The 12,764-nt window shown below is 69.8% G+C and carries 9 protein-coding genes; 5 read left to right on the top strand and 4 right to left on the bottom strand.

The genetic code is table 11. From position 1 onward, the window contains the following. Positions 1-5: 5 nt before the first annotated feature. Positions 6-434, bottom strand: a complete 429-nt coding sequence (locus ACFYY8_RS14310; RefSeq protein ID WP_390040702.1) for a hypothetical protein — start codon at positions 432-434, stop codon at positions 6-8. A 121-nt stretch (positions 435-555) separates the two neighbouring features. On the opposite strand from ACFYY8_RS14310, the gene ACFYY8_RS14305 reads away from it, so the two are divergent. Both ACFYY8_RS14305 and ACFYY8_RS14300 read left to right on the top strand, forming a co-directional pair. Continuing rightward, complete coding sequence (locus tag ACFYY8_RS14305) at positions 556-1,386, top strand: putative RNA methyltransferase (protein ID WP_390040700.1); 831 nt, start codon at positions 556-558, stop codon at positions 1,384-1,386. Between the two features lie 175 nt (positions 1,387-1,561). After that, positions 1,562-3,328, top strand: coding sequence for a S9 family peptidase (locus tag ACFYY8_RS14300; protein WP_390040698.1), 1,767 nt, complete (start codon positions 1,562-1,564; stop codon positions 3,326-3,328). Positions 3,329-3,652: 324 nt separating this feature from the next. Here ACFYY8_RS14300 and ACFYY8_RS14295 read toward each other — a convergent pair whose 3' ends face one another. Further along, the gene (locus tag ACFYY8_RS14295) at positions 3,653-5,191 is read right to left on the bottom strand and encodes a PP2C family protein-serine/threonine phosphatase (RefSeq protein ID WP_390040696.1); all 1,539 of its coding nucleotides are present in this window, start codon (positions 5,189-5,191) and stop codon (positions 3,653-3,655) included. 121 nt (positions 5,192-5,312) lie between these two features. On the opposite strand from ACFYY8_RS14295, the gene ACFYY8_RS14290 reads away from it, so the two are divergent. Both ACFYY8_RS14290 and ACFYY8_RS14285 read left to right on the top strand, forming a co-directional pair. Beyond that, positions 5,313-9,491, top strand: a complete 4,179-nt coding sequence (locus ACFYY8_RS14290; RefSeq protein ID WP_390040694.1) for a HAMP domain-containing protein — start codon at positions 5,313-5,315, stop codon at positions 9,489-9,491. Then, entirely contained in the window at positions 9,492-10,124 is a 633-nt protein-coding gene (locus tag ACFYY8_RS14285; RefSeq protein WP_390040692.1) for a two-component system response regulator, read from the top strand. 122 nt (positions 10,125-10,246) lie between these two features. On the opposite strand, the gene ACFYY8_RS14280 is transcribed toward ACFYY8_RS14285, so the two are convergent. Further along, positions 10,247-11,473: an NYN domain-containing protein gene (locus tag ACFYY8_RS14280; protein ID WP_390040690.1), complete on the bottom strand. Its 1,227-nt coding sequence runs from the start codon at positions 11,471-11,473 to the stop codon at positions 10,247-10,249. Between the two features lie 267 nt (positions 11,474-11,740). On the opposite strand from ACFYY8_RS14280, the gene pyrE reads away from it, so the two are divergent. Further along, entirely contained in the window at positions 11,741-12,277 is a 537-nt protein-coding gene (pyrE, locus tag ACFYY8_RS14275) for an orotate phosphoribosyltransferase (protein WP_390040688.1), read from the top strand. Here pyrE and ACFYY8_RS14270 read toward each other — a convergent pair whose 3' ends face one another. Beyond that, positions 12,278-12,685, bottom strand: coding sequence for a hypothetical protein (locus ACFYY8_RS14270; RefSeq protein ID WP_390040686.1), 408 nt, complete (start codon positions 12,683-12,685; stop codon positions 12,278-12,280). Between the last annotated feature and the right edge of the window lie 79 nt (positions 12,686-12,764).

Genomic DNA, 12,764 nt, shown 5'->3' with positions numbered 1-12,764 from the left:
CCCGATCAGTACGCCAGGTCCTCGTTCCTGATCGAGTCGACCCGGCAGTACCCGAGTGAACGCGACCTGCGGTCGTAGAGGCAGATCTTGATGTCGACCCTCGTGATCTCGCCGTCCGAGCCGAGCCGGTAGGAGCCGCTGGGGGCGCATGTCAGGCGCGGCTGCGCCCACCCCGTCCCGCCCCCCGTGTAGTGGAACCTGGCCCTGATGTAGGCGCAGTGGTCACGGTGCGGGTCGCGGTCGTAGAGCGTGCCGTACACCTTGAACGTCTCGGCGCTGAAAGAGGTGATCCTGACGGTCGCCTTCGCGTAGCCGCCGTGGCCTGCCGAGGACCTGACCGACCCCAGCTGATAGTCCGCCGCGGCGGGAAGCGCGGTGACCGGGCCCGCCGCGAGGGCCACGAGGACGGCACCGGCGAAAAATGTCCTTCTCATGCTTCGAATTTGTACGGCCCGCCACTTGGAACCGGCTTGTACGGCGCTGAGTTGAATTCCTCTTCAGAACAAGACGAGAGGCCGGGGCGGGGCACTCCCCGGGAGGCGGGATGATGGACGGATGCTGGCCGACGTCGTCCATCTTCTCGTCTGCCCGGTCTGCGGCGGCGACCTGGCCCTCGACGAGCGGGCCGTACGGTGTGACGCAGGGCACACCTTCGACGTGGCCAGGCAAGGATACGTCAGCCTGCTGACCGGTTCACGGGCGCCGGGGACGGCCGACAGCGCGGACATGGTCGCGGCCAGGGACGCCTTCCTCGGGGCCGGGCACTTCGCCCCCCTCGCCGAGGCCGTCGCGGGCGCCTGCCGTACGGACGCCGGGGTGGTCGTGGACGCGGGGGCGGGCACGGGGCACTACCTGGCCCGGGTGCTCGACCGGCTGCCGGGGGCGGTCGGTGTCGCGCTCGACGTCTCCAAACACGCGCTCAGGAGGGCCGCGCGGGCTCATCCCCGGCTCGGCGCCGTCGTGGCCGACGTGTGGCGGCCCCTGCCTCTCAGAAGCGGTTCGGCCGAGGTGTTGCTGAACGTGTTCGCGCCGCGCAACGGCCCCGAGTTCGCCAGGGTCCTCGCGCCCGACGGCACGCTGGTCGTGGTCACCCCGACCTCCAGGCACCTGGAACCGCTGGTCGAACGGCTCGGGCTGCTCTCCGTCGACCAGGACAAGGAGCGGCGGGTCGCCGACAGCCTGGGCGACCGGTTCGTCGAGGCCGGGCGGAGCCTGCACGAGTTCGGCATGACCCTCGGACGTGACGCGGTCGAGGCCGTCGTGGGCATGGGACCGAGCGCCTGGCACACCGATTCTCACGCTATGCGAGCGAGGATCGCAGACCTACCTGAATCCAGTGAAGTGACGGCTTCTTTCTATATGTCTATCTTTCAACGCCGTCTCTGATCAAGCCGTTAACTTGACAGATGCCTCCGAGATTCGTGTTACTGGAGTGACATTTAGTCCGAAATTCCCACACATTAATGAAGCAAACCAGTGGTGGAGGCGACATACTGGACGGCAATCCGGCGAGCCCGCGCCTGGACGCTTGAAGCCACGCCTTGACGAGGGGAAGCGATATATGAAGGCGGAGGAACGCTGGCAATCCAGGTTCCGAGCGCCCCGCGTGACCTTGCCCGTGTGGGCGCGGCGGGCCCCCGCCAGGAACGTCTACCGGAGCAACGCCTCGGGCACCTGGGAGATCTACGCCTGGGACCGTACGACAGGCGCGACCCGCCAGGTGACCGCGCGTCCCAAGGGCACCTCGCACGGCACGATCGACCCCACCGGGAAGTGGGTCTGGTGGTTCTCCGACACCGACGGTGACGAGTGGGGCGGCTGGATGCGCCAGCCCTTCTACGGCGGCCCCGACGAGCCCATCGACCTGGAACCCGGCTTCCCCTCGGGAATCGCCCTGGCCGCGACGGGTGAGGCGGCCATCGGCATGGCCAGGCCCGGCGAGGGCTTCACCGTCAGCCTCGTACGGCCCGGCGAACCCGCCCGGGTGATCTACGAGCACGCCGAGGCCGCCTCCGTCGCCGCGATCTCCCTCGACGGCTCCCTCGTCGCGATCAGCCACAGCGAGCACGGCGACGCGCGCCACCCCGCGCTGCGGGTGCTCAGACGCAACGGCACGGTGGTCGGCGACCTGCGCGACGGCGAGGGCAGGGGCGTGCTCGGCCTGCGCTTCGCGCCTGTGCTCGGCGACCGCAGGATCCTCGCCCTGCACGAGCGCAGAGGCCGCAGGGAACCCCTGGTCTGGGACCCGGAGACCGGCGAACAGCGGGAGATCTGGCTGCGCGACTCCGGTGAGATCACCGCCGACTGGTACGACGACGGCCGCTCCCTGCTGCTCGTGCGGGCCAACCGGGGCCGTACGTACCTGCACCACTACGACCTTCCCGGCGGCAGGATGTCCCCGATCGACACCCCGCACGGGGTGATCGACGGCGCCACGCCCCGGCCCGACGACTCCGTCGAGTACTCCTGGTCGAGCGGCGCCCACCCACCGGTGATCAGGTCGACCAACGGCCACATCGTGGTGAGCCACGGCGGCCCGACCGCGCCGCTGTCCGTACCGGTCGAGGACCTGGACGTCGAGGGACCCGGCGGCCGCATCCACGCCCTGGTCTCACGCCCCGAACGCGGCTCCGGCCCCTTCCCCACGGTCTTCCTGCTGCACGGCGGCCCGACCTCGCAGGACGACGACTCCTTCGTGCCGCAGGTGGCCGCCTGGGTCGACCACGGCTTCGCCGTCGTGCGGATCAACTACCGAGGCTCGACCGGGTACGGCTCCGCCTGGCGGGACGCCCTGGTCGGCGAGGTCGGCCACATCGAACTGGCCGACGTGGCCGCGGTGCGGACCACCATGATCGAACGGGGTGTCGCCGACCCCACCCGTCTCGTGCTGGCGGGAGCCTCCTGGGGCGGCTACCTCACGCTGCTCGGCCTGGGCACCCAGCCGGGGATGTGGGCGGCGGGCGTCGCCACCGTGCCCATCGCCGACCACCTGGCCACCTACCGCGAGGAGACCGAGGCGCTGCGGTCCTACCACCGCGCCCTGCTCGGCGGCTCCCCCGAGGAACAGCCGGAACGCTACGCGAGGTGCTCCCCCATCACCTACGTCGACCAGGTCGAGGCCCCGGTGCTGATCCTGGCCGGAGAGAACGACCCCCGCTGCCCCATAGGGCAGATCGAGACCTACGTCTCCCGCCTGGCCGAACGCGGCCACCCCCACGAGGTCTACCGCTACGACGCCGGCCACGGCTCCCTGGTCATCGCCGAACGCATCACCCAGATGTCCACCCAACTCGACTTCGTCCGCAAACACATAACCCCAGGCCCCTGACCCCTCGCGTGAAGGTTCGCCCGTGGTCTTACCGGCGCCAGGAGTGAAGAGTGTCGGCTTGGGCGCGTCGGCGCTTGGACTGAGGAACGCAGGAGCGAAGCGACGCAGTGACGAGGGAAAGCGCCGACGCGAAGCGCCCAAGCCCGCGCCGCCGCAGGCGGCGCAAAGAGGCGCAGCTTTGCTTTACCGGTGCCGTGCGTGAGGAGTGTCCGGCTTGGGCGCGTCGGCGCTTGGACTGAGGAACGCAGGAGCGAAGCGACGGAGAGACGAGGGAAAGCGCCGACCCGAAGCGCCCAAGCCCGCGCCGCCGCAGGCGGCGCAAAGCTAACGCGCTCGCAAAACCACGATCGCCAGGTCGTCCGCGCTGGGTTCCGTGGCGAAGTCCTGTACGGCGCGGCGGATCCGCTCGGCGACCGCCCGCGCGGACAGTCCCACGCACTCGGCGAACAGCTTGGCCAGTCCCCCGTCGTCGTCGAACAGCCTGCCGCCCTGGCGGCGTTCGGTCACCCCGTCGGTCACCGCGAGCAGGACGTCGCCGGGGTCGAGGTGGACGAGCTGGGCCTTGAACGTCGCCTCGGGGAAGACGCCGAGCAGCGACTGGGAGGTCACCACCGTGTCCACGACGCCGCTCGGCCGCAGCCGTAGCGCCTCGGGGTGGCCCGCGGAGACCATGGAGACGTCCAGCCCGGTCGGCACCGGCTTGATCTCCCCGTGCAGCAGGGTCAGGAAGCGGGCACGGTCGCCCTCTTCGAGGATGGCCTGGTTGAGGCGGTCGAGGACGGCGGCGACGCCGTACCCCTCTCTGGCGAGCAGGCGCAGGGTGTGGCGGGCGAGGCCGGTGACGGCGGCGGCCTCGGGACCGGTGCCGCAGACGTCGCCGACCGCGAAGCGCCAGCAGTCGTCCCCGGCCGCGAACAGGTCGTAGAAGTCGCCGCCGACCTCGTTGGTCTCGCCGGCGGGCTCGTAGACGACGGCCGGGTCGAGGCCCGGGATCTCACCGGGTTCGTCGGGAGGCAGCAGGCTGCGCTGGAGCGCCCGGTTGGCCGCGGCCTGGGTGGCGTAGAGCCTGGCGTTGTCCATGGCGAGGGCTGCGCGGCGGCCGATGTCCTCGGCGTACTGGAAGACGTCCTCGGCGAAGTGGTCGGGGCGACCGAGGCACATCGCGCCGAGTGCCCTGCCCCTGGCCAGCAGCGGGACGACGAGCATCTGCCAGTCGCCGAGCTGCATGGCGCCGCCCGCCTGCGGTATCTGGACGGTGGCGAGCTCCTCGCGCAGCCCGTCGATGCCGCGTTCGTCGGTGTGCCACAGGTAGGCGGGACGCTGCGGGCCGCCGTTGTCACTCCAGGTGTAGACGGCGCACCAGGTGGCCAGGCGGGGCACCACGATCTGCGAGATGATCGCGGGCACCATGTCCGGGTTGAGGGTCCCGGCGAGCAGGTCGCTGGCGTTGGCCAGGAAACCCATCCAGAGCGGTCCGCGGCTCGGTTCCTCCGCCTTCCACTCGGCGGCCTGCCCCTCGGCCTCGCCGGACAGGCCCAGTACCGCCCAGTGGGTACGCTGGTCGTCGGTGAAGGTGACGCCCCACTCCTCCACCGGTACGGTCGGGCGTTCGAACGCCGTCTCCGAGGCGTCCTGCCGCCGCACCTCGATCCGCAGGCCGTTCCCGAGGTGACTCCAGACGACCTCGAACGGCGCGTCCCCGACCTGGCCGGCGAACTCCGCGACCAGACGTTCGGCGGGCGTGAGCAGGGATGCGGCCGCCCAGGCGGTCATCACCTCCATGGTGAACCGCCTGGCTGCCGGGACGGCCGTGTCTCCTGGGGCGAATGTCGCGGCCAGGACGGCGCGGGGAGCGTTCGTCACTGTTCCGTGCCTACCACACTTGCTGCTGACATGGGGTAAATCGAAGGCGGGACTCGGAGTTGCGCACCGTGACAGACTGGGATGACTCACGGCTGCGCCCCCCGGGAGTCAAGGAGGTCTCATGACCACGGCCAACACCGTGTCTGGCGTCGAAGAACGACGGTACACCGAATCGGACCTGCAGCCGATTCTCCAGACACTGATCACCTGGCGCGATGGCGATTTCCGCCGCCGGGTGCCGCATGCCCCGCCGGGCATCCTGAGCGAGATCCGCCTGCTGCTCAACGAGGTGGCCGACCGTCGTGAGCACCTCGCGAACGAGTTGCACCGGGTGCGCCGGGAGGTGGTGCGGGAGGGTCGCTTCGGTGAACGTCTCTCCCCCGGCCCCGGGGTCGGTTCGTGGACGGAGAGCGTCGATTCGGTGAACGCTCTGATCGACGCGTTGGTCGGCCCGGTCAGCGGGGCCGCGGACGTGATCGACGCGGTGGCCAAGGGCGACCTGTCGCGCAGGATCGACCTGGTTCGCGGTTCCCGGGGCGAGGTGCGCCGCCTCGGCAAGGCGATCAACGGCATGGTCGACCAGCTCTCACTGTTCACCTCGGAGGTGACCCGGGTCGCGCGCGAGGTCGGCACCGAGGGTCGTCTGGGCGGCCGGGCGAACGTGCGGGGCATGTCGGGCAGCTGGAAGGACCTGACCGAGGCCGTGAACACGATGTCCAGCCGCGTCTCGGCGCAGGTGCGTGACATCGCGCTGGTCACGACGGCGGTCGCGAAGGGAGACCTGAGCCGCAAGGTCACCGTTGACGCGGTCGGCGAGATGTTCGAGCTGAAGACCACGGTCAACACGATGGTCGACCAGCTCTCGGCGTTCGCCGAGGAGGTCACCCGGGTGGCCCGTGAGGTCGGCACCGAGGGTGAGCTGGGCGGTCAGGCGCAGGTTCGCGGGGTCTCCGGCGTGTGGAAGGACCTCACCGACAACGTCAACTTCATGGCGGGCAACCTGACGACGCAGGTCCGCGCGATCGCCTCCGTCGCCACGGCGGTGGCGCAGGGCGACCTGTCCAAGAAGATCACCGCCGACGCGCAGGGCGAGATCCTCCAGCTCAAGGACACCCTCAACACGATGGTGGACCAGCTGTCCATGTTCGCCGACGAGGTCACCCGCGTCGCCCGCGAAGTGGGCACCGAGGGACAGCTCGGCGGCCAGGCCCGCGTCCGAGGCGTCTCCGGCGTCTGGAAGGACCTCACCGACAACGTCAACTTCATGGCGAACAACCTGACCTACCAGGTCCGCAACATCGCCGAGGTCACCACGGCCGTCGCCAACGGCGACCTGACCAGGAAGATCGACGTCGACGCCCAGGGTGAGATCCTGGCGCTGAAGACCACCATCAACACCATGGTCGACCAGCTGTCCTCCTTCGCCTCCGAGGTGAGCCGGGTGGCGCGCGAGGTCGGCACCGAGGGGCAGCTCGGCGGTCAGGCGCAGGTTCCCGGCATCTCGGGCACCTGGAAGGACCTGACGGACAACGTCAACGTCATGGCCAACAACCTCACCACGCAGGTCCGGCAGATCGCGGCCGTCTCGACCGCGGTGGCGCAGGGCAACCTGTCCAAGAAGATCACCGCCGACGCGCAAGGTGAGATCCTCCAGCTCAAGGACACCCTCAACACGATGGTGGACCAGCTGTCCATGTTCGCCGACGAGGTCACCCGCGTCGCCCGCGAGGTCGGCACCGAGGGACAGCTCGGCGGCCAGGCCCGCGTCCGAGGCGTCTCCGGCGTCTGGAAGGACCTCACCGACAACGTCAACTCGATGGCGAACAACCTGACCTACCAGGTCCGCAACATCGCCGAGGTCACCACCGCCGTCGCCAACGGCAACCTCGCCCGCAAGATCGACGTGAACGCCCAGGGCGAGATCCTGGCCCTGAAGACCACCATCAACACCATGGTCGACCAGCTGTCCTCCTTCGCCTCCGAGGTCACCCGAGTCGCCCGCGAGGTGGGTTCGGAGGGCAAGCTCGGCGGTCAGGCCCGGGTCGAGGGCGTCGAGGGCATCTGGCGGCGGCTCACCGAGAACGTCAACGAGCTCGCGGGCCGCCTGACCACGCAGGTCCGCGCGATCGCCGAGGTCACCACGGCCGTGGCCAGGGGTGACCTGACCCGTTCGATCACCGTGGACGCCGGGGGCGAGATCGGCGAGCTGAAGGACAACATCAACACGATGGTGTCCAACCTGCGCGACACCACGAAGGCCAACCAGGAGCAAGACTGGCTGAAGTCCAACCTGGCCAGGATCTCGCGTCTGATGCAGGGCCACCGCGACCTGATGGAGGTCGCCAGGCTGATCATGAGCGAGCTGACCCCGCTGGTCGCGGCCCACTACGGCGCCTTCTACCTCGCCGACCCGTCCGGTGACCACGACCTGCACCTGATCGCCGGGTACGGCGCCCGCCCCGGTTCACGGATCAGGCAGCGCTTCGCGACCGGCGAGGGCATCGTGGGGCAGGCCGCCATGGACGGCAAGGGCATCTTCATGGGGGAGGTCCCCGCCCGATATCTGACCGTGGACACCGGGTTGAGCAGTTCGGTGCCCGCCCAGATCATCGTGTTGCCCGTCCTGTTCGAGACGCAGGTCCTGGGAGTGCTCGAACTGGCCTCCTTCAGCCAGTTCAGTGAGATACACCATGACTTCATGAACCAGCTCGTCGAGACAATCGGCGTCACGATGAACACGATCATCGCCAACTCCCGGACGCAGGACCTGCTGACCGAGTCGCAGCGCCTGACCACCGAGCTCCGTGAACGCTCCGACGAGCTCCAGCGCCAGCAGGAGGAGCTGCGCCGCTCCAACGCCGAGCTTGAGGACAAGGCCGCCCTGCTGGCCAAGCAGAACCGCGCCATCGAGATCCAGAACTTCCAGATCGAGCAGGCGCGCCGTACGTTGGAGGAACGGGCCGAGCAGCTGGCGGTCTCCTCCCGCTACAAGACCGAGTTCCTGGCCAACATGTCCCACGAGCTGCGCACCCCGCTGAACAGCCTGCTGGTGCTGGCCAAGCTGCTCACCGAGAACGCCGAGGGCAACCTCACCGTGCAGCAGGTCGAGTTCGCCAAGACCATCCACGGCGCGGGTTCCGCCCTGCTCCAGCTGATCAACGACATCCTCGACCTGTCGAAGGTCGAGGCGGGGCGGATGGACATCCATCCGCAGCGCATCTCGCTGCCCAAGCTCGTCGACTACTTCGAGGCGACCTTCGCCCCGCTGGGGCAGGACAAGGGGTTGTCGTTCGCCGTCGAGGTCGACCCCTCGGTCCCGCAGGAGCTGCGCACCGACGAGCAGCGCCTGCAGCAGGTGCTGCGCAACCTGCTGTCCAACGCGATCAAGTTCACCCCCAAGGGCGAGGTACGGCTGCGCGTCGTCCGCGCCCCCTCGAACGTCCCCTACGTCGACGACACCCTGCGCGGCGCCGAAGGCACCCTGGCCTTCGAGGTGATCGACACCGGCATCGGCATCGCCGCCGACAAGCTGGAGTTCATCTTCGAGGCGTTCCGGCAGGCCGACGGGACGACCAGCCGCAAGTACGGCGGCACCGGCCTCGGTCTGTCGATCTGCCGGGAGATCGCCCGTCTGCTCGGCGGTGAGATCCACGTCGCCAGCGAGGTCGGGCAGGGCAGCACCTTCACGCTGTACCTCCCGCCGTCCTACGTCGGCCCGCTGGCCTCGCGGGACGGCGGCGCCGCCGTCTCCGAGACGCTGCCGCGCGGCCAGACGATCGTGGGGGTGGCCGAGGAGCCCGAGGAGCTGCCCGAGATCCCGATGCCGGAGGAGATGCCGGTCTCGCACTTCCCGAAGCAGGAGACAAAGACGTGGAAGGGTGACGATCCGCTCACCGGGACCAAGATCCTGATCGTGGACGACGACATCCGCAACGTGTTCGCGCTGACCAGCGTGCTCGAACGGCACGGCGCCACGGTCGTCTTCGCGGAGAACGGCCGGGAGGGCATCGAGCAGCTCGAACGCAACGAGGACGTCGCCCTCGTGCTGATGGACATCATGATGCCCGAGATGGACGGTTGGGCGACCACGTCGGCGATCCGCCGGATGCCCCAGTTCGCCGAGTTGCCGATCATCGCGCTGACCGCCAAGGTCATGCGCGGCGACCGGGAGAAGAGCATAGCCTCGGGTGCCTCGGACTACGTTCCCAAGCCTGTGGACGTCGACCGGCTGCTGGAACGGCTGCGCGGCTGGCTCACCAGGGGCAGGCCGGCGGACGACTCCAACGAAGGGGCACAGTAGATGGCGGACCGCGCCAAGATCCTCCTGGTCGACGACCGGGAGGAGAACCTCATCGCGCTTGAGGCGATCCTCAGTTCGCTCGATCTCGTGCCCGTACGGGCCAGATCGGGAGAGGAGGCGTTGAAGGCCCTGCTCAACACGGATTTCGCACTGATCCTGCTGGATGTGCGAATGCCCGGCATGGATGGGTTCGAGACCGCCTCGCACATCAAGCGCCGTGAGCGTACCCGCAACATCCCCATCATCTTCCTGACCGTGGTGGACAGCGCCCCCGACTACGCCTTCCGCAGTTACGCGGCCGGGGCGGTCGACTATCTCACCAAGCCGTTCGACCCCTGGGTGTTGCGGGCCAAGGTCGCGGTCTTCGTCGAGCTGTACAACATGAACCGCCGCCTGGCCGAGCAGGCCTTCATGCTCCGTGACCGGCTGGCCTCCGAGATCCCCCCGGGGGAGGCCGACGTCCAGACGGCCGTGCTGCCGGAGCTGTCCGGGCGGCTGACGGCCGTTGAGGAGGAGCTCGCCCGGGTCGTCGAGCTGGCCCGCAAGGGTGGCGACCCGAACCTCGTCGGCCCCCTGTCCGACCTCTCCCACCGTCTCAACCACCTCAGGGCCGGTTTCGACGCCCTCTCCTGACACGGAGCATGAGGCCGCCGGGGACCTCCCCGGCGGCCTCACCGTTTTCAGGCGGCGGCTTTCACGCGACGGCCGAGGTGCCCGCGATCCGGCCCCGGGTGAGAACCGGCGAGGCCGGGAACCTAGCGGCGGGCGCGTTCCAGGGCGTCCCAGAAGCCCCGGCGCAGGGCGTGACGGACCTCGTCGTGCAACAGGAAGTCGATCGGCAGGGAGGAACCCTGCAGGAGACGGGCCTCAAGGTCGGAGGGCATACGTGGCTTGCGGGCGAGCACGGCCTCAAGCCACAGGGCCGGGGCGTCCTTGGCGACGGACTCGCCGAAGTCGTATCCCTCCTTGTGCGCGGCCTTCACCGCCTCGGAGAGGGTGGTCGTGCCGTTGCCGCCCGCGCTCTGCTGCGGGACGGGCGCGGGATGCGGCCCGGTGTAGGCGCCCATCTGGCCCGGCCGGTAGGCCGAGGGCCCGCCGGTGCCCGCCGAGCCGTACGGCGGCTGCGGCGAGCCCGCCGAACCGCCCTGGCCGGACGAGACGGGTGGGGTCGGGGCCTGCTGCTGCGGCTGGGGCTGTGGTTGCGGCTGGGGGACGGGCGGCGCCGGGGGCGGGGGCGGCTCGGTCGAGTAGCCGGGGTAGGTGGGCAGCGCGTGGGCGGCCCGCGAGGGCGGGACGGCGGGCATGGGGCCGGTCTGCGAGGGTCCGGTGCCGAGGGAGGCCACGGGGGTCTGCCCGTTCGCGCTCGCCCTGCCGCCGGTGGGCAGCGCGGGGGTCTCCGTCGTCGCCGAGGTCACCGCGGGAGTGACCGCGACGCCGACCGAGACGCTCGACGTCACGGTGACGTACGGCCTCAGGTGGGAGGCGCTGATCTCGATCAGGTCGTCGCACTCCTGGCGGAGCGAGCGCGAGACGGCCCAGCTGCCGTCCGCGGTGATGTGCACGACGGTGACCCGGACCCCGAAGTCCTGGGCGTCGCACACGACCTGGGCCAGGTCCTCGTCGCCGCTGACCACGACCGCGTCGCAGACCGCGCCGTTGCGCGCCAGGGTCATCAGGTCGCGGTGGACCTGGGCGTCCACGCCCTCGCGGCGGCCGGGGCGGATGCGGGACAGACGGAGCTTGAGTCCGGGAAGGTCGGCCAGCGCGTCATGCTCGGGAGTGCGACGGCCCTCGACGGTGGCCTCGTACCAGTAGCAGCGCAGCAGCGGCAGGCCGGTGCGTTCCCTGGAGAGTTCGTTGAGCAGGGAGAGCAGTCCCCGGTAGTCCCACGAGACCTCCTCCCGATGACGGGTACTGTGCACCGCCATCGCGCCGTCGGCCAGCAGATATCCAGCGTCCACGAAAAGCGCGCAGCGATCCACGCGAAACCGCCCTTTCTTGCGTGGCCCGGCCCTTCCGGCTCACAAACGCCTGAAAGAACCCCTTGAGAGACCAGAACAGGCGGCCCTTTCTCAGGGTAATCAAGCCGCTGATCGTCCGAGGGTGAATCCCGACGATTCGACCCGCGCATGACCATACGCCGGAGGGTTTACGCAGACCGTACCAGTTTGTCCCGTTCTTGAGGCCCCTGCGGCACGTGGATTCGCCCGCCGCACGAGGCTCTCGGCGGCCACCCTAACCTTGTTGCCATGAGCGATCGCGAGAACCTGCTGACCGAGATCAAGGACAAGGGCGTCGTGCACGGAAAGGTCGTGCTTTCCTCCGGCAAGGAGGCCGACTTCTACGTGGACATGCGCAGGGTGACCCTCGACGGGCACGCGGCGCCGCTGGTCGGCCGGGTCATGCTGGACCTCACGGAGGACCTCGACTACGAGGCCGTCGGCGGGCTGACGCTGGGCGCCGACCCGGTGGCCACGGCCATGCTGCACGCGGCGGCGGCGCGGGGCCGCAAGCTCGACGCCTTCGTCGTCCGCAAGGCGCAGAAGGCGCACGGCATGCAGCGCAGGATCGAGGGGCCGGACGTGGCCGGGCGGCGGGTGCTGGCCGTCGAGGACACCTCGACGACCGGTGGCTCCCCGCTGACGGCGGTCGAGGCGCTGCGCGAGGCGGGCGCCGAGGTCGTCGCGGTCGCCACGATCGTGGACCGTGGCGCGGCCTCGGCGATCGCCGCCGCCGGCCTGCCGTACCTGACCGCCTACACCCTCGGGGACCTCGGCCTGGCCTGATCAGTCACGGGAGACGGTGAACTCCTGGCGCTTCCCCGGACTGCCCGGGGGGCGCTCCTCCCCGTTCACCAGCACCTTGACCGCGGCGGAGTCGGCCAGCACCACTTCGAGCTTCTTCTCGAAGGAACGGACCTGCTCGCCGTCGTCCATCTCCCGGTTGATCAGCACGTCGCCCCCGGCTTCCTTCAGGAAGACCGTGGGGCAACGTTCCCGAAGACACCGCACCACGACCGTGGGCACCCGCCGCGGAGAGGCGGAGGAGGGCACCGGGGACGGCGGAGTGACGGTCGGCGCCGGCTTCGGTGGCGCGACGGAGAGCGCTCCCGACAGTGACCTGACGCCGATCACGACCAAGGAGACGAGCGCCAGCACCGCCAGAGCCGCGAGGCCGAGGCGCGCTATACCCATCGGATCAGACCTGTGGCGTCCCACAGTGTGGAGAGTAGCGGCAGGCAGCGGGCCTGGGAGGGGCTTCGGCCGGACTGAG

It is taken from the genome of Streptosporangium sp. NPDC001559, assembly GCF_042893955.1.
Taxonomy (GTDB): Bacteria; Actinomycetota; Actinomycetes; order Streptosporangiales; family Streptosporangiaceae; genus Streptosporangium.
The sequence above is the reverse complement of the archived record's forward strand: the minus strand, read 5'-3'. Positions and strand labels throughout refer to the sequence as shown.

What these genes read in the sequence shown, in the direction of transcription:
- ACFYY8_RS14310 (WP_390040702.1), bottom strand. Translation starts at nt 434, where the DNA reads ATGAGAAGGACATTTTTCGCCGGTGCCGTCCTCGTGGCCCTCGCGGCG.
- ACFYY8_RS14305 (WP_390040700.1), top strand. Translation starts at nt 556, where the DNA reads ATGCTGGCCGACGTCGTCCATCTTCTCGTCTGCCCGGTCTGCGGCGGC.
- ACFYY8_RS14290 (WP_390040694.1), top strand. Translation starts at nt 5,313, where the DNA reads ATGACCACGGCCAACACCGTGTCTGGCGTCGAAGAACGACGGTACACC.
- ACFYY8_RS14270 (WP_390040686.1), bottom strand. Translation starts at nt 12,685, where the DNA reads ATGGGTATAGCGCGCCTCGGCCTCGCGGCTCTGGCGGTGCTGGCGCTC.
- ACFYY8_RS14300 (WP_390040698.1), top strand. Translation starts at nt 1,562, where the DNA reads ATGAAGGCGGAGGAACGCTGGCAATCCAGGTTCCGAGCGCCCCGCGTG.
- pyrE (WP_390040688.1), top strand. Translation starts at nt 11,741, where the DNA reads ATGAGCGATCGCGAGAACCTGCTGACCGAGATCAAGGACAAGGGCGTC.
- ACFYY8_RS14285 (WP_390040692.1), top strand. Translation starts at nt 9,492, where the DNA reads ATGGCGGACCGCGCCAAGATCCTCCTGGTCGACGACCGGGAGGAGAAC.